General features: G+C 66.4%; 17 protein-coding genes. 9 read left to right on the top strand and 8 right to left on the bottom strand.

The genetic code is table 11. The annotated features are described in order from the left end of the window. The first annotated feature begins 42 nt into the window (after nucleotides 1-42). The gene (locus QNO06_RS04095; RefSeq protein ID WP_349774850.1) at nucleotides 43-861 is read left to right on the top strand and encodes a DeoR/GlpR family DNA-binding transcription regulator; all 819 of its coding nucleotides are present in this window, start codon (nucleotides 43-45) and stop codon (nucleotides 859-861) included. Here QNO06_RS04095 and QNO06_RS04090 read toward each other — a convergent pair. After that, nucleotides 858-1,631, bottom strand: coding sequence for a glycerophosphodiester phosphodiesterase (locus QNO06_RS04090; protein ID WP_227914392.1), 774 nt, complete (start codon nucleotides 1,629-1,631; stop codon nucleotides 858-860). The two genes, QNO06_RS04095 and QNO06_RS04090, sit on opposite strands and share 4 nt — an antisense overlap. A 426-nt stretch (nucleotides 1,632-2,057) precedes the next feature. Here QNO06_RS04090 and QNO06_RS04080 point away from each other — a divergent pair, with 426 nt between their 5' ends. Both QNO06_RS04080 and QNO06_RS04075 read left to right on the top strand, forming a co-directional pair. Continuing rightward, nucleotides 2,058-2,390: a DUF6966 domain-containing protein gene (locus QNO06_RS04080; protein ID WP_227914393.1), complete on the top strand. Its 333-nt coding sequence runs from the start codon at nucleotides 2,058-2,060 to the stop codon at nucleotides 2,388-2,390. A gap of 74 nt (nucleotides 2,391-2,464) precedes the next feature. Then, the gene (locus QNO06_RS04075; RefSeq protein WP_227914373.1) at nucleotides 2,465-3,217 is read left to right on the top strand and encodes a ZIP family metal transporter; all 753 of its coding nucleotides are present in this window, start codon (nucleotides 2,465-2,467) and stop codon (nucleotides 3,215-3,217) included. A 36-nt stretch (nucleotides 3,218-3,253) separates the two neighbouring features. On the opposite strand, the gene QNO06_RS04070 is transcribed toward QNO06_RS04075, so the two are convergent. Then, a complete protein-coding gene (locus QNO06_RS04070; RefSeq protein WP_227914374.1) occupies nucleotides 3,254-3,649 on the bottom strand; it encodes a hypothetical protein in 396 nt (131 codons plus the stop codon). Between the two features lie 454 nt (nucleotides 3,650-4,103). Here QNO06_RS04070 and QNO06_RS04065 point away from each other — a divergent pair, with 454 nt between their 5' ends. Beyond that, entirely contained in the window at nucleotides 4,104-5,837 is a 1,734-nt protein-coding gene (locus tag QNO06_RS04065) for an HNH endonuclease signature motif containing protein (RefSeq protein ID WP_284162689.1), read from the top strand. Between the two features lie 45 nt (nucleotides 5,838-5,882). Here QNO06_RS04065 and QNO06_RS04060 read toward each other — a convergent pair whose 3' ends face one another. Beyond that, nucleotides 5,883-6,923, bottom strand: coding sequence for a LacI family DNA-binding transcriptional regulator (locus QNO06_RS04060; protein WP_227913353.1), 1,041 nt, complete (start codon nucleotides 6,921-6,923; stop codon nucleotides 5,883-5,885). A gap of 140 nt (nucleotides 6,924-7,063) precedes the next feature. Here QNO06_RS04060 and QNO06_RS04055 point away from each other — a divergent pair, with 140 nt between their 5' ends. From QNO06_RS04055 to QNO06_RS04035, 5 genes are all read left to right on the top strand, one after another. Further along, nucleotides 7,064-8,374, top strand: coding sequence for an ABC transporter substrate-binding protein (locus tag QNO06_RS04055; RefSeq protein WP_227913354.1), 1,311 nt, complete (start codon nucleotides 7,064-7,066; stop codon nucleotides 8,372-8,374). Between the two features lie 20 nt (nucleotides 8,375-8,394). Then, nucleotides 8,395-9,345 (top strand): carbohydrate ABC transporter permease, encoded by a 951-nt coding sequence (locus tag QNO06_RS04050; protein WP_227913355.1) that lies wholly within the window; start codon nucleotides 8,395-8,397, stop codon nucleotides 9,343-9,345. Beyond that, entirely contained in the window at nucleotides 9,345-10,163 is an 819-nt protein-coding gene (locus QNO06_RS04045) for a carbohydrate ABC transporter permease (RefSeq protein ID WP_227913356.1), read from the top strand. The genes QNO06_RS04050 and QNO06_RS04045 overlap by 1 nt, the downstream gene beginning before the upstream one ends. Before the next feature lie 2 nt (nucleotides 10,164-10,165). Continuing rightward, nucleotides 10,166-12,571 carry a beta-xylosidase/alpha-l-arabinosidase gene (locus QNO06_RS04040; protein ID WP_227913357.1) on the top strand — a complete coding sequence of 802 codons (2,406 nt, stop codon included), beginning with the start codon at nucleotides 10,166-10,168 and terminating at the stop codon, nucleotides 12,569-12,571. Nucleotides 12,572-12,647: 76 nt separating this feature from the next. Further along, complete coding sequence (locus QNO06_RS04035; RefSeq protein WP_227913358.1) at nucleotides 12,648-13,643, top strand: acetylxylan esterase; 996 nt, start codon at nucleotides 12,648-12,650, stop codon at nucleotides 13,641-13,643. Here QNO06_RS04035 and QNO06_RS04030 read toward each other — a convergent pair. From QNO06_RS04030 to xylA, 5 genes are all read right to left on the bottom strand, one after another. Next, on the bottom strand, nucleotides 13,640-14,212 hold the full coding sequence (locus QNO06_RS04030; protein WP_227913359.1) for a GNAT family N-acetyltransferase: 573 nt from the start codon (nucleotides 14,210-14,212) through the stop codon (nucleotides 13,640-13,642). The two genes, QNO06_RS04035 and QNO06_RS04030, sit on opposite strands and share 4 nt — an antisense overlap. A 66-nt stretch (nucleotides 14,213-14,278) precedes the next feature. Next, nucleotides 14,279-14,635 (bottom strand): cytoplasmic protein, encoded by a 357-nt coding sequence (locus QNO06_RS04025; protein ID WP_227913360.1) that lies wholly within the window; start codon nucleotides 14,633-14,635, stop codon nucleotides 14,279-14,281. A 47-nt stretch (nucleotides 14,636-14,682) separates the two neighbouring features. Next, nucleotides 14,683-15,612 carry an aldose-1-epimerase gene (locus QNO06_RS04020; protein ID WP_227913361.1) on the bottom strand — a complete coding sequence of 310 codons (930 nt, stop codon included), beginning with the start codon at nucleotides 15,610-15,612 and terminating at the stop codon, nucleotides 14,683-14,685. 10 nt (nucleotides 15,613-15,622) lie between these two features. Further along, entirely contained in the window at nucleotides 15,623-17,044 is a 1,422-nt protein-coding gene (gene xylB / locus QNO06_RS04015; RefSeq protein WP_227913362.1) for a xylulokinase, read from the bottom strand. Nucleotides 17,045-17,147: 103 nt separating this feature from the next. Then, on the bottom strand, nucleotides 17,148-18,329 hold the full coding sequence (gene xylA, locus QNO06_RS04010) for a xylose isomerase (protein ID WP_231706310.1): 1,182 nt from the start codon (nucleotides 18,327-18,329) through the stop codon (nucleotides 17,148-17,150). Nucleotides 18,330-18,358 lie beyond the last annotated feature (29 nt).

Below are 18,358 nucleotides of genomic sequence, written 5' to 3'. Positions count from 1 at the left end.
AAGTGAGCAGAAATTTTGCGCGCGCATGGGAGGCGGGCCGCCATGTCAGACCTGGGAACAGAGGAACTCCGCCCCCATGCCATCAGCAGGAAACGCCTCAACCGTATGCACCGGATATTGTCCGTGCTTCACAACGAGCGCTACGCCTCCCTGGACGGTCTCGCCCAGCAATTAGGGCTATCCAAAGCGACCCTTCGACGCGACCTGGCCGCCCTGGATGAACAGGGGCTCTTGATCAGGACACACGGCGGCGCAAGGGCCAGGGGCTCGAGCAGGGAGATTCCAGTGCGGCTGCGGGACGCCCAGGCGCCGGGGGCCAAAAGCCTTATTGCACGGCAGGCGGCGCTCATGATCCCATCAGGGCCCCACGCCCTTGCAGTCAGCGGCGGCACCACGACGCAGGAAGTCGTACGCGCTCTCCACTATCGAACGAACCTGACCATCATTACGAACGCATTGACCATTGCCGTGGACTGCGCCGCGAATCCGAGGCTGAACGTCATCATCACCGGGGGTACCGTCCGCGCCAGCTCGCTCGAGGCGGTGGGGCCGCTATCCGAATCGGCCTTCGCGTCAATGAACATTGGCACTGCTGTCCTTGGCACTGACGGGATCAGCGTCGAGGGCGGAGTGACTACCCATGACGCCACGGAAGCCCGGACCAACCGGGCGATGGTCGAGGCGGCCCAGCGCGTTATTGTCGTTTCCGACGGATCAAAGGTCGGCAAAATGACCCTGGCGAAAATGGCGGACCTACGTCAGATCGACGATTTCCTGACAGATGAAACCGCAGACCCGACGGCGTTGGAGAAGATATCCCGGGCGGGTGTAAGGGTCCACGTTGTGGCCCGCGCCCGCTAGCCCGCGAGGGGAAGGAGGGACTGCTCCCTGCTGCCGCCGACAACTGTCCGCAGGTTTTCCGGGTAATCCGTAATCACAGCGTCCACCCCCAGCGCCAGGACCTTCGCGCTGTGTGCCGGAGCATTGACCGTGTAGACCCACAGGCCCAGTCCGGCAGCGCGGACCGCTGCGGCGCCGTCGTCGGTAAGGCACAGGTGATTAGCCACCACCCCGGCTGTCCGCGGATCCAACCCGTCCAGGAGCAGGGCGTCCGGATCGGCGTCGACCAGCTGCCATGCCTGCAGGTTGCAGTCAGCCGCCTTGCCCACGGCGGCGGGGTCAAAGGAACTGACCGTCACCGGCCGGGTTTCACGCAGCCGCATCCAGTCATCATGGTCGGCCAGCATTGAGGCAAGGGCCTGTTCAACGCCCGGCGAGCTGGCCGGCGCCTTGATCTCCAGGTTGATGCCCAGGTCAAAACCAACCGCCTCGGGAAGGTCGGCGAGGAAGAGCACCGGCTCTCCGGTGTACTGCGCGTCGAAATACGCTCCGCAATCCAGCTGGCGGAGCTCTCCTGCGGTAAAGGAGGTGATGGGGTCGCCGGCCCGTAACGGGTAGACCTGCGCCACGTTGGTAGTGCGGAAGCCGGTTTCGTCGTGGAAAAGGAACAACTCGCCGTCGGCCGTGAGGCGGACATCGGTTTCGATCATGTCGGCGCCAGCTGCACGCGCCCGGGCGAAGGAAGCCGCTGTGTTTTCGGGTGCCGAACCGCTGTTCCCGCGGTGCCCCACCACCAGCGGAGGGTGCCCTTGAAGTGCCGTCTGTCCTGTCCTGTATGCCACCTGCGGGGTACCTCGTCACACTTCGCACATTGATGTTGCAGCCGCCGCCGGACGGTGGCTCGTCCACTTCGACGTTAGGCCTCCCGCGGGCCTGGCGCCGAACTTCGTGCCGAACGCCACGGCTGTATGTGTGCCACGCTAACTGCCCGGATTTACGGGGTCGCGAACGCTAGGCTAACGGTGCATGAACACCCCGCTTGGGGGTGTTCGAGCAATGTTTGGGGGAAATATGCGGTTACACCATGTCCAGGTTTCAATGCCGGCCGACGGCGAAAACTCCGCCCGGCACTTCTACGGCGAGGCGCTGGGCATGACGGAGGTGCCCAAGCCGCCGTCGTTGGCCGGTTCCACTGCAAGGACCCGTTCGGGAACCGGGTGGAGATCCTCTCCCCTGCGGCAGAGGTCTCGGCGTTGAATATCCAGCAGCCGGTGGAAGAGATCCGGGACGAGATCCTTTCAGCCGCTGCCGCTGTCCGGGCCGCAGCCCGCCTGGAGAACGACGAGTGGCGATCCGGGGTGGCCGCACGGATCGAAGAGTTGTTTGCGGGCGTGACCGAAGCGGGCGACCTGCGGGAGCGCGCTGCTGACTGCCTTGGCCTCTATGGCGGAATGGGCTCCTTCTCAGACGTTGGAACCGAACTCATGTCTGATGCCGTGTCCAAGCTGCGCGTTCCCCTGGTCCGCGCGCGGGCCTTCGAGGCCGAATAGACCGGAGGCGTGATGGAACCTGCTGGCCCAAGTATCAGTATGCTGATCTTCGGTAAACGGAGAGAGGAACGTCTTTGGGCTCGTGGTATGACGCGTTGCTGTGGGGAACGGTGGCCGGATCGGCGCTGGTGATCGGGTCCGCCATTGCATGGAAATGGCATATCCCGCCGAAGATCGTCTCTTCGGTGATGGCTTTCGGCGCCGGTGTTTTGATTTCCGCCCTGGCCTTTGAGCTGGTGGACGAGGCCGTGGAATCCGGCGGCCTCGCGGCCACCGTTTGGGGTTTCCTCGCCGGCTCGGTGGCGTATGTCGGGGCCAATACCCTGCTGGCCCGGGCCGGTGCCCGGCACCGGAAGCGTTCCGGGGACAAGCACCCCCGCGAGGAGGACAGTCCGGGCAGCGGCGGCGCCATTGCCGTGGGTGCACTGCTGGACGGCATTCCGGAATCCGTAGTGCTGGGTTTGGGGCTGGTAACGGCGTCAGCGGTCAGCCCGGCCATGCTTGCTGCTGTCTTCATTTCCAACGTGCCCGAGGGGCTTTCCAGCACTGCGGGTATGAAGCGTTCCGGGCGCAGCGCCAAGTACGTTTTCGGTGTGTGGGGCGGTATCGCGATCTTGTGCGGACTGGCGTCGTTGCTCGGCTTTGTTGCCTTGCAAGGCGCACCCGTGGAGCTGATCGCCTTCATTACTGCCATTGCTGCCGGGGCCATCCTGGCCATGCTCGCGGACACGATGATTCCCGAGGCTTTCGAAGAGAGCCACGTGCTGACCGGTCTGATTGCTTCCTTCGGGTTCCTGGTCGCCTTTTCCATTCACCGTTTGGGCTGAGTACCGGGCAGGGGTGGCGTCAGGGCCGGGCGGGTTTCACGTTTCCGGAAAGTCCCGTCCGCGAATCAAGGCCAGCCCGAGGTTGTGGCCCGCTTCTGCCATGACAGCGCTGCCGTAGTCCGCAAAGCCGCCCGCTCCCCCGCGGTACAGTTCCAGCGCCTTGGCAGCAGATCGACACAGCGACTGCTCATCTGTAATTGCGTTGAACATGGCTTCCACCCAATCAGCCACGTTCTCCCGCTGTTCATCGTCGTCGGTGAGTGCTGCGTGGCGAAGCCCCCTGGCTGCCGAAAGAACGCCGTCACGCACTTCTGCCACGGCTTCCTGCCCGGTGGGCGGTGTTCCGTCCTCAGTCCGGTGAGCAGAAGTGAGTTGCCGGACCTCGAAGGAGGCAGCGGTAATTGGCGCCGGCTCGTCGCGGAGCCGTTCCATTCCTTGGACCGCTTCCGATCTGCTGGCGAACTGCGGGCTCCGGCGGATAAAGTCGCCGTTTTCTTCAAAAACCCGGTATTCCCACAACGGGCGCGGATACGAATGCTGGACCAAGGCCCACGTTCCGTCCCCTAGCTCGAAACGGGGGTTTGAATACCTCAAGATGCTCCTTCTGTATGACCTCACCAGCCGGAGCAATCAGCCGTCCCCTGCCACCTGCGGGCCGCGGGTCGCGGGTCGCGGGTCGCCCCCATGGCGAGCCTACCCCCGCCGCCAACGTTGCCGGGCAACCGGCGATGTGTGCCTTCCAGCGCGGCCCTCCGGGGAGAAACATGGTCAGTTTTTGGAGGGTAGGTAGCGGTGTCAAAAAGACGGGTATTTGGAGTTTCCTACAAGGTCGTTTTGACCCTCTTTTGGGGCCGGAATTGTCAGTGCCGGATGAAATCCTTGAGGCATGGATCAGCTCGGGAACACCGAACGGATAACTGAAGAATCAGAGACAAAACACCAGTCGGCTAAAGGCCAGGCTGGTAAGGCGGGTGCCTCCGACTCGGAGCGCACACTCGCAGTTTTCCGGGCTGATTTGCATGTAGCGGTTAACGACGCCGGACAAGTCGGCGGTGGCTTCGACGCCGCGGCCTCCACCACCGCCTATGCCGGCGCTGCCGGAAATCCAGGCGCTGCCGGAGATCCAGGTTTTGACGCCGGTTTTCCGGACGGCTTCAGCGGGGTGCTGGCCCTGCAGAACCTTGAATCCTTTGACGAACAGACCACCTGCGATGTTTTGGCCCGCGTGGTCCATCTGGTTCGGTGGACGCAGGCACAGGAGGCCCGCCTGATCCACCATATGGAGGAACTCTTTCGGTCCGGTCTCTGCAAGGATTTGGGCCGGGAAGAAGCCGGGCTCGCGTTCAGCCTCGCAGCTTCGGAATGCGCAGCTATTTTGAACGTCCCGCAGACCACCGCGCAGGGGATGATGTTCGAAGCGGACAGGCTCTGCGGCGTCCATACCGCCACCCTGGCCGGATTGGAAGACGGACGGTTCAGCTACGGGCACGCTCAAGTGGTGCTCGACCAGTGTGAGAACATTCCGGCGTCGGAGCTTCCCGGGTTCGAGTCCGAACTGCTGGCCAAGGCAGAAGGCGTAACGAGGAGCCAGTTCTGTGCCAAGGCCAGGCGGCTAAGGGAGCGCAAATACCCGGAGACCGTGCCCGAACGGCATCTGACTGCCTTTGATAAGCGGCGGGTTGTCCTGGACCGGGACGAGGACGGCATGTCGTGGCTGTCGGCGCATTTGCGGGCCGCGGAAGCCCAGCAGATCTACACGGCCTTGAGCACTGCTGCCCGCGGTGAACAGGCCGCCGGTGACTCCCGGACTGCGGACCAGCTGCGCGCCGATGTCCTGGCCCAGCTGCTGATGGGCGGCCTCGGCTCAGCCCCGTCAGGTGCACGAAGTGGAGCGGGCGCCGAAGCAGGCGGTCGAGCAGCCGGCGGAGCAGGCGGTCGAGCAGCCGGCGGAGCAGGCGGTCGAGCAGCCGGCGGAGCAGCCGACCGTGCAGGCGGTCGAGCAGCCGACCGTGCAGCCGACCGTGCAGGCGGTCGAGCAGCCGGCGGAGCGGGCAGTGGACCTGCCGAGGCCGATCCCGACGCCTCAGCAGTCCTGCCGCGGGCCGAAATCATGGTCCTGATCAACGCTGAAACCCTCTTCGGCGCCAACGAGGAGCCGGCTGAGCTCCACGGCTACGGTCCGATCAGCGCCGAAGAAGCCCGCCGACTGGCCCGCAACGCTGCGGGGTGGACGGGTCTGGCCCAGGATCCGAAGACCGGTGAAATCCTCGGCGTGGGCAGGCGTCGGAAAGTCCCCGCCGGACTGGCCCGCTGGCTACGCGCCCGGGACGGGACCTGCCGGTTCCCGGGTTGCAGGGTCAGCACCGCCGTCACGGAAATCGACCACACCATCGACTGGGCGGCAGGCGGTCCCACCGAGCACGGCAACCTTGAACACCTGTGCCGCCGGCACCACCGGTTCAAGACCCTGGGTTATTGGAAGGCCCGCCAGCCAACACCAGGTGTGATCGAGTGGACCTCGCCCACGGGACGGGTTTACCGCACTGATCCTTTCCTGGAATGCGGATCTGCACCCTCAACGCGTGAGCCCGGCGACGTGTTGGAACCCGCACCCTTCTGAACGCCTGTGCCCCAGCAGCCGGGGATCAACCTTCGCCTCCCAACCTCAGTTCCCCGATCCCCGCGACCCGACCGGTGCCGCCACCGGCGCCGTGCTCTGCCGCACCACCAGTGACGTGGCCAAATCCAGTCGCAGGTTGTTGGGCCGCTCCCCTTCGAACAACCGCACCGCCATCCGAGCTGCTTCTTCGGCCATCTCGATCAGCGGCTGGTGCACCGTGGTCAGCGCCGGGCTGGACCACTGCGCCACCTGCAGGTCGTCGTACCCAACAATGGACAGCTCCTCCGGAACGCTGATGCCCAGCTGCCGGGCGGCGTCGAGCACCCCGAGCGCCTGCAGGTCGCTGCCCGCAAAAATGGCGGTGGGCCGGTCCGGCAGGGAGAGCAGTTCCAAGGCGTGGTCGCGTCCGCCGTCCACATGGAAGTTCCCGTACCGGATCAGCTCCCGGTCCAGGGGCAGGGCTGCAGCATTGAGCGCGGAACTGTAGCCGTCAATCCGGGCCAGGGAACACATCATGTCCTCCGGCCCGGTAATGGCGGCAATGCGCGTGTGCCCCAAATCGATCAGGTGCCGGGTGGCCATCATGCCGCCGGACCAGTTCGCCGAACCCACAGAGGGCACATCCGGCGCCGGGTCACCCGCCGGATCGATGATGACAAAAGGAATGGACCGTGCTTCGAGTTGGCGGCGCGAGTCCTGGGCCAGGTCGGAGAACACCAGCACGACGCCGACCGGCCGGCGGGCAATCACGCCTTCCACCCACTCGGGCGACGGCGCGTGCCGGGTACCGCTTTCGGTCAGGACCACGCTCAGTCCCTTTTCACGGGCCACATTCTCCACCCCGCGGATGATCTCCAGCGCCCACGCACTTTCGAGTTCGTGGAACACCAGCTCGAGCAGCCGCGACTTCGCTCCTCCCTTCCGCCGGTAGCCGTGATCCTCCAGCAGCGCCTCCACTTTCGCCCGGGTGGCCCGTGAAACATCGGACCTGCCGTTCAATACTTTCGAAACTGTGGAGAGGGAAACATCGGCTTCCGCAGCCAGATCAGCCAGGGTGACCGGGCTCTGCGGGACGGATGACGGCATGAAGTGCCCTTCGGTGAGGCGATACAAAAACGGAAACCAGTTTATCGAAAAGTGTTGCGCATCACATTACGCCCAACTTATGCTGACCGCGTCAAGTAACTTTCGATCAATATACCGAAACTTTCGGAAGGTGTTCAAAGATGAACAAGCCCTCGCTACGGACCCCGGTCCTGGCCGCAGCCAGCACGCTGGCCCTCGGCCTCACGCTGGCCGGCTGCGGAGGAGGCGGCGAATCCGCATCCTCAGACCGTCCCGAGAACGAGGTTCACGTCCTCGTTTACGGAGACGCGAGCAACGACGTCGAAACCGCCATGGTGGACCGCTTCAACGAAACCTCCGATGTAAAGGTTGTCCTGGACACCATCCCCGGCGCCGACTACCAGCAGAAGCTCCAGACGGTGATGAGCACCGACGCCGCACCGGACATCTTCTTCAACTGGGGCGGAGGCAGCATCTCCAACTTCGTGGACGCTGACCTGCTGATGCCGCTGGATGACTTCATCGAAGAGGACCCGCAGCTCAAGGACGCCTTCCTGCCCTCGGTGTTCGACGTCGCCACGGTGGACGGCACTCCCTACGGGATCCCGATGCGCGGCACCCAGCCGGTCATGCTGTTCAACAACAAGGAAGTCCTCGCCTCTGTGGGCATCACCGAATCCCCGAAGACGTGGGATGACCTGCTCGCCGCCGTCGACAAGCTCAAGGCAGCCGGCAAGACGCCCATTGCCCTGGGCGGAGGCGATGAATGGCCCACCCAGATGTGGTTCTCCTACGTTTATGACCGGGTGGCAGGTCCGGAACTCTTCCAGACCGCACTCGACGGCGACACCAGCGTGTGGGACTCCGAAGAGAGCCGGGAAGCCCTGGGCAAGCTCCGCGACCTGGTGGATTCCGGCGCCTTCGGCACCAACTTCCAGTCCGTGAAGTTCACCGACGGCGGCTCCCCCGCGCTGCTGGCGGGCGGACAGGCCGGCTTCGAACTGATGGGCTCCTGGGAGTACTCCACCATCCGGGACACCAACCCTGACTTCGTGGCCACCAACTTGGGCTGGAGCACGTTCCCCGAGATTGAGGGCGGGAAGGGTGACGCCGCCAACCTGGTGGGCAACACCAATAACTACTATTCCGTCCTCAAGGACACCCGGTACCCGGACACCGTGCGGGACTTCCTGAAACTGATGTACTCGGATGAATTCGTCGAGGCGCAGATGGCCACCGGCAACCTGCCCACTACCACCAGCACCGAGCAGTTCCTGGACCAGGCGACCAACCCGGAGTATGCCCGCTACCAGTTCGAGCTGGTGCAGGACGCCCCGAACTTCCAGCTCTCCTGGGACCAGGCCTATCCGCCGGCTGCCACCCCCACCATCCACAGCGCCGTGGCCGATTTCTTCGCCGGAAGCATCGACGAAGACGGTTTCATTTCGGCCATGCAGTCCCTGAAGAAGTAAACCGGGGCAAAGGCCAGACCATGACCACTCTGCTTCCCCCGCGGCCGCCGGCCGCATCGGACCACCCCGCCAAGGGGCATCCGGTGCGGCCGGGCCGGGCCCGCCTCAACCGTCCCGGCGTGGCATGGACCCTGCCCGCCACCGTGTTTTTCCTGCTCTTCGCCGTGATCCCGCTGATCGCCGTCGTGGTCCTGTCCTTTATGACCTGGACGGGCCTCGGCGATCCGAAGTTTGTCGGCATGGAAAACTGGCAGGAGCTGGCCGGAGATCCGGTAATGCTCAAGAGCCTGTGGCTGAGCCTGCTGTTCATTGTGCTCGGGGTGGCGACCCAAACTCCGGTGAGCATCCTCCTCGGTGTATGGGCGGCCGGGCCGCAACGCAACCGTGCCGTGCTCAGCGCCATCTTCTTCCTGCCGCTGCTGCTGTCCTCGGCAGCCATCTCCGTGCTGTGGCGGGCGCTGCTTGATCCAAACTTCGGCGTCCCGGCGCAGTTCCGCTGGCTGTTCGGAGACGGCAACCTCTTCGGCCACCAGCCCACCGCGATAGGTGTCATCATCTTTGTGGGCATGTGGCAGTTCACCCCCTTCCACACCCTGATCTACCAAGGGGCCGCCAAATCCGTTCCGCCGGTGCTCTACCAGGCCGCGGAAGTGGACGGAGCCGGACGGGCCCGGCAGTTCTTTTCCATCACCCTGCCGCAGCTGCGCAACAGCATCATCACCTCGGTGATCCTCATGGTGGTGGGCGGCCTGACCACCTTCGAAACGGTGCTGATCCTGACCAACGGCGGACCCGGAACAGACACCACCATCACCGCCTTCTACATGTTCGAGGAAGCCTTCCGCCGCTACAACTTCGGCATGGGTTCGGCCATTGCCGTGGTGCTGGTGGTGGTGGCCACCGCCATTTCCCTGGTCATGGTGAAGCTCTCCGGCTACGACAAAATGCGCAGCACCATGGAGGGAGTCTGATGCGTACCCGTCCCAATTACATTGCCGGCGCCGCCGTCACCCTCTGGCTGCTGATCGTGGCCCTGCCGCTGTACGTAATGGTGGCCGCCAGCGTGCAGAGCCGCACCGAATTCAGCGCCAACGGCCCGGTTGCCCTGCCCACCGGTTTCACGCTGGACAACTTCCTGGAGGTGTTCCGCAGCGGCTTCGGCAAGTACTTCCTGAACACCTTTGTGGTCACCGCCGGGGTGGTGGGCATAGTCCTGCTCGTGGTTCCGCCGCTGGCCTACGCCATTGTGCGCAGCCAGTCCCGGTCCACCACGCTGATCTTCAGGTTCTTCCTGCTGGGGCTGGCCATTCCGGTGCAGGCGGTGATTGTGCCGATGTTCTACCTGATCAATTCCGTAGGGCTGTATGACACTCTGCTGGGCATCATCCTGCCCACGGCGGCGTTCGCCCTGCCGATTTGCACCCTGATCCTCTCCGGGACCATGCGGGACATCACCCCCGACCTCTACGAGGCCATGTCCGTGGACGGCGCCTCCACGGCGCGCACGTTCCTGCGCCTGGTGCTGCCGCTGTCCAAGGGCGGACTGTCCACCATCGCCGTGTTCGCCGCCCTGCAGGGCTGGAACGGGTTCCTCCTGCCCCTGATCCTTACCCAGTCCGACTCCACCAAGGTGGTCACCCTGGGCCTGTTCAACTTCCAAACCCAGTACGGCATCAACGTGCCGGGCATCCTCGCCGCAGTGATGCTCTCCATGATTCCGGTGCTGCTGGTGTACCTCTTTGCGCGTCGCGCGCTGGTCCAGGGCCTTATGGGCGTGGGCGGAAAGTAGACATGACAGATACAACAGTTGATTACCTGCCCTGGCGTGACACCTCCCGGACCGCCCGCGAGCGCGCCGCCCTGCTGGCAGCACAGATGACCAGGCAGGAAAAAGTGGCCCAACTCTTTGGCGTCTGGGTGGGTGCCTCCAGCGAGGGCGGCCAGGTCGCCCCGCATCAGCACGACATGAAGGAACCGGTCCCCCTCGAGAACCTGCTCCCTTCCGGGCTGGGCCAGCTCACCCGCCCCTTCGGTACGCACCCGGTGGATGCGGGGATGGGTGCCCTGTCCCTGATGCGCACCCAGCAGCGGATCGCCGGAGCCAACCGGTTCGGCATCCCTGCCATGGCGCATGAGGAGTGCCTGGCCGGATTCGCGGCCTGGGGCGCTACGGCCTACCCGGTTCCGCTGTCCTGGGGGGCCACCTTCAACCCTGAGCTGATTGCCCGGGTGGGCGCAGCCATCGGCGCGGACATGCGTTCCGTCGGGGTGCACCAGGGGTTGGCTCCGGTGCTCGACGTCGTCCGCGACGCCCGCTGGGGACGGGTCGAGGAAACCATCGGCGAGGACCCGTACCTGGTGGGGAGCATCGCCTCCGCCTACATCCGCGGCTTGGAAGGCGCAGGCGTGGTGGCCACGCTGAAACACTTTGTGGGCTACTCGGCTTCCAAGGCCGGCCGCAACCTGGCGCCCGTCTCGGTAGGTGTCCGCGAGCGCGCCGACGTGCTGCTGCCACCTTTTGAAATGGCGGTCCGGGAATCCGGCGTGCGTTCGGTAATGCACGCCTATACCGACGTCGACGGCGTCCCCTCCGCTGCGGACCGGGACCTGCTCACCGGCCTCCTGCGCGAGACCTGGGGATTTGAAGGCACCGTGGTGGCCGACTACTTCGGAGTGGGTTTCCTCAAGGAGCTGCACCGGGTGGCCGGCACCATGGGCGAGGCCGCCGCGGCGGCACTGACCGCAGGGGTCGACGTCGAACTGCCCACCGTGGACGCCTTCGGCGAGCCGCTGCTGGCGGAACTGGAGGCCGGCCGGTTGGATGAGTCCGTGATCGATACCGCCGTGCAGCGGGTGCTGGAGCAGAAGATCCAGCTCGGGCTGCTGGACGCGGACTGGTCGCCGGTTCCGCCCGCCCTGGCCGGCATAGCCCGCCTGGATCTGGACGGCGGCCCGGTGGACAGGGCCTCGGACGGCGCCCCAGCGGTCAGCGTAGCGGGATCCGTAAACCTGGACGGACCGGGAAACCGTGCCCTGGCCGCCGAAGTGGCCGAACAGGCCCTGGTGCTGACCGCGAACAACGGCATTCTGCCGCTGGCCGCACCGGGACGGATCGCCGTCGTCGGGCCCAATGGAGATAATCCGATGGCGTTCCTGGGCTGCTACTCCTTCCCCGCACATGTGGGGGTGCAGCATCCGGAGGTGGCCGCCGGCATCGAACTGCCCACGGTGGCCGCCGCACTGCGCACCGAATTCCCGGACAGCACGATCACCGTCGCCGAAGGCTGCAGCGTGGACGGACGCGCCACGGACGGATTCGACGCCGCCGTGGCCGCGGCCGGGGATGCGGACGTGGTGGTGGCGGTGCTGGGCGACCGGTCCGGCCTGTTTGGCCGCGGCACCAGCGGCGAGGGCTGCGACACGGAATCGCTGGTGCTGCCCGGGGTGCAGCAGCAGCTGCTCGAGGCCCTGCTCGACACCGGCACCCCCGTGGTCTTGGTGCTGCTCACCGGACGGCCCTACGCCCTGGGCCGGGCGGCCACCGATGCGGCTGCCATTGTGCAGGCCTTCTTCCCCGGCGAAGAGGGCGGACCGGCGGTGGCAGGCGTGCTCAGCGGACGGATTAATCCCAGCGGACGGCTGCCGGTCAGTGTGCCTGCCTCCCCCGGCGCGCAGCCCTCCACCTATCTGGCCGCTCCCCTGGCCCGGTCCAGCGACGTGTCCAGCATCGACCCCACCCCTGCTTTCCCGTTCGGGCACGGGATCGGGTACAGCACCTTCGCCTGGGCCGATGCTGCACTGGACGGTCCTGCGGAGTTCGGCGTCGACGGCGAAACAGCGGTCTCCGTGACCGTCACCAATACCTCCGGGCGCGACGGTACGGAGATAGTCCAGCTGTACCTGCACGATCCGGTGGCCTCGGTGGTCCGTCCGGAGCACCGCCTGGCGGGGTTCGCCCGGGTGCCGCTGGCCGCCGGGGCTTCCGCGCGGGTGAGCTTTGGCGTGCCGGCGGACGTTGCGTCCTTCACCGGCCGGAACGGGGTGCGGATTGTGGAACCCGGTGAGTTGCAGTTGCGGCTGGGCGCCTCCAGCACTGATATCCGTGCAACGGCCGGTGTTACCCTGACCGGTACCGTGCGGGAAGTGGACCACACCAGGCGGCTGCACTGCCCGGCGGAGGTGAGCCCGCTGGATTGAGCAGCATGGATTGAGCCGCACCGATTGAGCCGCACCGGTCCGCACCGCCTGCACCCCTACGACACCCGGGAGCCGCATGTATTACGATCTGCCGGCCGAAGAACTTGCCACCTACCGCGGCAGCACCAGCGCTCCGGAGGACCTGGACCGGTTCTGGGCGGACACCCTGGACCAGGCGCGCGTGCATCCTCTGGAGGTGGAGGTCACCCCCTTCCCCAGCGGATTGCGGACGGTTGAGGTCTACGACGTGGTGTTCCCGGGCTTCGCCGGTGACCCGATCCGGGCCTGGCTGCGGCTGCCCGCCCGGAGCATCCGCGGCGACGGCCCGCTGCCGGGCGTGGTGCAGTTTGTGGGCTACGGCGGCGGCCGGGGCGACGCACACGAGAGCCTGTTCTGGGCTTCGGCCGGCTTCGCGCACCTGCAGATGGACACCCGCGGGCAGGGTGCCGGCTGGAGCACGGGCACAACGCCGGATGCCGCCGGCAGTGCCGGTCCCCAGGTTCCGGGGGTGATGACCCGCGGGGTGCTCGATCCGCAGACGTATTACTACCGCCGGCTGATCACCGATGCCGTCCGGGCGGTGGAGGCCATGCGTTCACTTGCGGGCAGGGGTTTGGCGCCGGTGGATCCGGATCGGGTGGCGGTGCTGGGGATGAGCCAGGGCGGCGGGCTGGCTCTGGCGGCTGCCGCCCTGTATCCGGAGGTGGCCGCCGTCGTCGCCCTGGTCCCGTTCCTTTCGGACTTTCCGCGGGCGCTGACCGTTACCGATGCCTACCCGTACCGGGAAATCACCGATTTCCTGTCCATGCAGCGCGGGACGGCGCAGCAGGTGATGCAGACGCTGCGCTATTTCGACGTCGTGAACCTGGTGCCGCGCGCCTCCGCACCGGCGCTGTTCGCGGTGGGCCTGATGGATACCACCACTCCCCCGTCCACGGTGTACGCCGCCTACAACTCCTATGCCGGCCCAAAGGAACTCTCCGTCTGGCCCTTCAACCAGCACGAGGCCGGGGGCAGCGAGGATGAACTCGCCGCGCTGGCGTTCCTGCGCAAGCAGTTCGGGGAGGGCTAGCTCTCCGCACCGGCGTTGTTCCCGGCGGGATTGTCAGCGGTGAAGAGCTGGCAGGTCTTGTTGTAGTACCGGTCGGTGGTGCCCTGCGCCTGGAGCCCGATTTTCCCGCAGACCCGCATCGACGCCGTGTTGGCGGGATTGGTTACTGCCACAATGCGGGGAAGGCCGGCGTCGAACCCATGCTGCAGGACGGCGGCTGCAGCCTCCGGCGCATAGCCCCGCCCCCAGAAGTCCGGGTGGAAGTGCCAGCCGATTTCAATGTCGCCGGACTCCTGCAGTTCCGGGCCCGACGCCGGTATGGGCTTCAGCAGGAGCGTCCCGGTGAGCTGCCCGGCGACGTTGTCCTCCGCCGCCTTCTCCTGCACGGCCCAAATGCCGCAGGTTCCGTCGTCCCGGCGGGTCCACGCCTCGATGAGCGCAACTGCCTCGGTCCGGTCCTTCATCAGCTTCGGGGGGTGGCCGCTGATATAGCGCTGCACGTCCATCCGGGAGTACAGGTCGAGGACAAAGTCGGCGTTGTCGGCGGTGAACAGGCGGAGGGTCAGCCGGTCGGTCTCGAGGGCGCGCATTCGGGCAGTCTATGGTCGCTGCGGATGCACGGCAAGGCTGGCGCCGGCGCCGGCTGAAAGAAGAGGTCAGGGGACCGCGGGTCCCAAGACGTCAGGTGTCTCCCCCGCCGGGTTCGGTTCCTTGAGCTCCACGAAAAAAACGTGGGTTTCCGTCTCACCCGTGTTTTCGCCGTAATGCTCTTGGGCCGGAAGCCAGCGCACGGCACCAGCAGGCAGTTCCACATCCATATGGGATCCCGCCGGACCGGCACTCGAGTGCAACCGCCGCTGAAAGGAGCTGGCCGTAATCATGACGCTGTCGGGATGCCGGTGCGCAACGCTTATGTGCCCCGGGGTGTCCCGGTACTCCAGCACGCGCACACGCTCATTTTCAAACACCACGGCGTAGTGGTCTGGATTGGACTCCACTGGATCCTGGGTCATAGGCGCAATGCTAGAGCCGTGCCCTCCCCCGTAACAGGGGCTGCGGGTCAGGCAGCAGCGATGCCGAAGCCCAGCCGATGCTCCTCTCCCGGAGCCAGCACAATCAAGCCCTCCCCGGAATTGAAGGCATCCGGCGGGCAGGTCATCGGCTCGGCAGCCACACCCAGGCGGCCCATCTGCTCCCCGGAATAGATCTGCAGCCACGGCGCGTCCTTGCCAACCGCGGACAGCACCGAGCCGACGCCGGTTTCGGGGTCCGTGAGGCGGACCTGCCATTCGCCGTCGGGCAGGCCCGCATACGCATGGTCCGCAGTGCGGGCGCCGATGGGTCCGTCGGCCGTAAAGGCCAGCGCAGTGCCTTTCACATCCTGCAGCTCGGCCAGATCCAGCGGACGGCCCGGCTGCTCCAAGGTGCCAAGCACCTGCGCGGCAGGTACCTCCAGCACACACCGGTCCACCGGCACCAGATCCGCGGTGAGGTAGGGATGGGCGGAGACACCGTACGGTGCCGCGGAAGCCCCGGCATTGCGGGCGGCCAGTTCCACGCTCAGGCCGGCCTCGGCGTCGAGCGCGTACACCGCCTCGAGCTCCAGGGTGAAGGGATAGCCCGGCTGGCCCATCAGCCGGTGCCGCAGCACCACGCGGTCGGCAGCGGCCTCGGCTACCTGCCATTCGTCCCAGCACACCAGCCCGTGCAGGGCCATTCCGGTTTCAGGTTCGTTGACGGGCACCTGGTAGTCAGAGCCCTCAAAGGAGTAGCGTCCGCCAACGATTCGGTTGGGCCAGGGCATAAGCACCTTGCCGGTGTAGGCGTGCGGCACGGTGTCCTCGGGCAGCGGCAACACCAGATGCCGGCCGTCCCGGGTCAGCGCGGCCAGTGTGGCGCCAACCGGGTAGATGGTGGCGCGGTAGGAACCGGCCGCCAGTTCGATGGGGCTGCCGTTGGGACCTGTGCCGTGGAAACCGGTGTTCGTCATGGGCACGAGCCTACCGCGAGGCCGGAAGCGTAGGAGTGACAGCGGCCTGCCGGTAGCGGGCCAACACTTCCGGCGCCGGATCGGCCGTCACCACGGTGGACGTGCCGTCGTTCCAGGCCGGCCAGTCCCCGGTGAGGACAGCGGCCGCCTGCCGCGCGGCGCCGTCGGCCACGTATTCCCCCGGCCGGGGCACGGTGACGGGCAGGCCAAACACCGCGGCGATGGACTGCTGCACCGCCTCGGACCGGGCGGCGCCGCCCACCAGGATCACCCGCTGCGCGTCCACGCCGGTGTCCTTCAGCGCGGCGAACCCGTCCGCCAGCGAACAGGCAATGCCCTCGACTGCGGCGCGGGCCAGGTTCGCGGGGGTGAAATTGGCCAGCGTTACCCCGTGCAGGGAACCGGTTGCATCCGGCAGGTTGGGTGTCCGCTCGCCCTCGAAGTACGGCACCAGCACCAGGCCCTGCGCTCCGGTCGGGGCGGAGAGCGCCAGGCGGGTCAGTTCATGCAAGTCGACGCCGAGCATCGCCGCGGTGGCGTCGAGGACCCGGGAGGCGTTCAGCGTGCAGGCCAGCGGCAGGTAGTGCCCGGTGGCGTCAGCGAATCCTGCCACCAGGCCGGTGGCGTCCGACGTCGGCGCGTCGGCGACGGCGAACACAGTACCGGAAGTGCCGATGGAGACCACTACGTCCCCCACCCCGGCGGCAACGCCCAGCCCGGCGGCCGCGTTATCCCCCGCGCCGGGCCCGATCAGGGCTCCGGACGGCGTGCGCCCGGCAGCTTCCAGCGGCCCGAGCAAACGCGGCAGCAGCGGCACATGGCCCAGGACCTGCTTCAGGACCTCCGGCAGGTACTCGCCGTTCGCCGGGGACCAGTAACCGGTGCCGGAGGCGTCCGACCGGTCGGTGGTGAGGGCGGCCAGGCCCTCGGCGCCGCTGCCCGGCCCGTATCCGGCCAGCCGCCAGCTCAGCCAGTCGTGCGGCAGGCACACCGCGGCGGTGCGGGCGGCGTTGTCCGGTTCGTTCTCCGCCAGCCAGCGCAGTTTCGCGGCGGTAAAGGCGGCCACAGGAACCGATCCGGTGCTGTCCGCCCAGTAGCGCGCGCCGTCCGGGCCGGCGTCGGCCACCATTTGTTCAGCCGCTCCCGCAGAACGGACGTCGTTCCAGAGCAGGGCCGGGCGGACCACGGCCCCGGTCTCGTCCAGGCAGACCATGCCGTGCTGCTGCCCGCCCACGGACACCGCGGCCACGTCCGCCAGACCTCCGGCAGCGGCAAGCGCCTCCTGCAGAGCGGTCCACCATGCTTCGGGGTCCACCTCGGTGCCGGCGGGATGGCGTGCAGTGCCCTCGCGCAGCAGGGCGCCGCTCTGCGCATCGCGGATGACTACCTTGCAGGACTGGGTGGAGCTGTCGACTCCGGCGACGAGGGGCATGCCCGGCCTTTCAACAGGTGCTGCCGCCGGCTCCCCCCAGAGGGCCGGCGGCAGCACGGATGGAAGTACTTTTCCGCGTGTGATTCCGGTTAGGTCCGAGAGCCTAGCGGGCACCCATCAGGTGTTCCAGTGCCAGCTGGTTCAGCTTCACGAACCCGAAGTCGCGCTCCGCGGCCGCAGCAGCGTCGAAGTCCTCGAAAGCGGAGGCATCCTGCAGCAGGTCCGTGACGGTTTCCCCGGCGGCCAGCGTGGGCTGCGCCAGTTCGCCGATCCCGGCGTACTGCAGGGCTTCCTGCACCTCGGGGTCGGCCCGGAAAGCGGTGGCGCGTTCCTTGAGCAGCAGGTACATGTCCATATTGGCCTTGGCTGATTCCCAGACTCCGGGGTAGCCCTCGGTGCGGGAGGGCTTGTAGTCGAAGTGGCGCGGGCCCTCGTAGCGCGGACCGCCGTTGGGGAAACCGTTTTCCAGCAGGTCCACGGTGAAGAAGGCGCTGGTGAGGTCGCCGTGGCCGAAGACCAGGTCCTGGTCGAACTTGATGGACTTCTGCCCGTTGAGGTCAATGTGGAACAGCTTGCCGGACCACAGGGCCTGGGCGATGCCGTGGGTGAAGTTCAGCCCGGCCATCTGCTCGTGCCCCGTCTCCGGGTTCAGGCCAACAATGTCGCCGTTCTCCAGCTGGGCAATGAACGCCAGCGCGTGACCGATGGTCGGCAGGAAAATGTCGCCGCGCGGTTCGTTGGGTTTGGGCTCAATGGCCAGGCGCAGGCCGTAGCCCTTTTCCTTCACGTAGCCGGCTACCGTGTCCACGCCTTCCTTCATCCGCTCAAACGCCGCGGCGAAGTCCTTGGACCCGTCATATTCGCTGCCTTCCCGGCCGCCCCACATCACGAAGGTCTCCGCACCGAGTTCGGCGGCCAGGTCAATGTTGCGCAGCACCTTGCGCAGCGCGAAGCGGCGCACGGACCGGTCATTGGAGGTGAAGCCGCCGTCCTTGAAGACCGGATGGGTGAACAGGTTGGTGGTCACCATGGGCGCCTTTAGGCCGGTTTCGGCCAGGGCGTTGGTGAAGTTCTTCAGGATCAGGTCCCGTTCCTGCGCAGAGGCATCGAACGGCACCAGGTCATTGTCGTGGAAGGTCACCCCGTAGGCGCCCAGTTCGGCGAGCTTATGCATGCCTTCGATGGGATCCAGGTTGGCGCGGGTGGGAGTGCCGAAGGGGTCCGTTCCGGTCCAGCCGATGGTCCACAGGCCGAAGGTAAAACGGTCAGAAGGCGATGGCGTCATTGTCACGTTAGCTCCAGGTCGCAAGAATT

Origin of the sequence: Arthrobacter sp. zg-Y20, from assembly GCF_030142075.1 — a bacterium.
Lineage (GTDB): Bacteria > Actinomycetota > Actinomycetes > Actinomycetales > Micrococcaceae > Arthrobacter_B.
The sequence above is the reverse complement of the archived record's forward strand: the minus strand, read 5'-3'. Positions and strand labels throughout refer to the sequence as shown.

What these genes read in the sequence shown, in the direction of transcription:
- QNO06_RS04025 (WP_227913360.1), bottom strand. Translation starts at nt 14,635, where the DNA reads ATGACCCAGGATCCAGTGGAGTCCAATCCAGACCACTACGCCGTGGTG.
- xylA (WP_231706310.1), bottom strand. Translation starts at nt 18,329, where the DNA reads ATGACGCCATCGCCTTCTGACCGTTTTACCTTCGGCCTGTGGACCATC.
- QNO06_RS04045 (WP_227913356.1), top strand. Translation starts at nt 9,345, where the DNA reads ATGCGTACCCGTCCCAATTACATTGCCGGCGCCGCCGTCACCCTCTGG.
- QNO06_RS04070 (WP_227914374.1), bottom strand. Translation starts at nt 3,649, where the DNA reads ATGGAACGGCTCCGCGACGAGCCGGCGCCAATTACCGCTGCCTCCTTC.
- QNO06_RS04030 (WP_227913359.1), bottom strand. Translation starts at nt 14,212, where the DNA reads ATGCGCGCCCTCGAGACCGACCGGCTGACCCTCCGCCTGTTCACCGCC.
- xylB (WP_227913362.1), bottom strand. Translation starts at nt 17,044, where the DNA reads ATGCCCCTCGTCGCCGGAGTCGACAGCTCCACCCAGTCCTGCAAGGTA.
- QNO06_RS04060 (WP_227913353.1), bottom strand. Translation starts at nt 6,923, where the DNA reads ATGCCGTCATCCGTCCCGCAGAGCCCGGTCACCCTGGCTGATCTGGCT.
- QNO06_RS04065 (WP_284162689.1), top strand. Translation starts at nt 4,104, where the DNA reads ATGGATCAGCTCGGGAACACCGAACGGATAACTGAAGAATCAGAGACA.
- QNO06_RS04095 (WP_349774850.1), top strand. Translation starts at nt 43, where the DNA reads ATGTCAGACCTGGGAACAGAGGAACTCCGCCCCCATGCCATCAGCAGG.
- QNO06_RS04040 (WP_227913357.1), top strand. Translation starts at nt 10,166, where the DNA reads ATGACAGATACAACAGTTGATTACCTGCCCTGGCGTGACACCTCCCGG.
- QNO06_RS04055 (WP_227913354.1), top strand. Translation starts at nt 7,064, where the DNA reads ATGAACAAGCCCTCGCTACGGACCCCGGTCCTGGCCGCAGCCAGCACG.
- QNO06_RS04020 (WP_227913361.1), bottom strand. Translation starts at nt 15,612, where the DNA reads ATGACGAACACCGGTTTCCACGGCACAGGTCCCAACGGCAGCCCCATC.
- QNO06_RS04050 (WP_227913355.1), top strand. Translation starts at nt 8,395, where the DNA reads ATGACCACTCTGCTTCCCCCGCGGCCGCCGGCCGCATCGGACCACCCC.
- QNO06_RS04035 (WP_227913358.1), top strand. Translation starts at nt 12,648, where the DNA reads ATGTATTACGATCTGCCGGCCGAAGAACTTGCCACCTACCGCGGCAGC.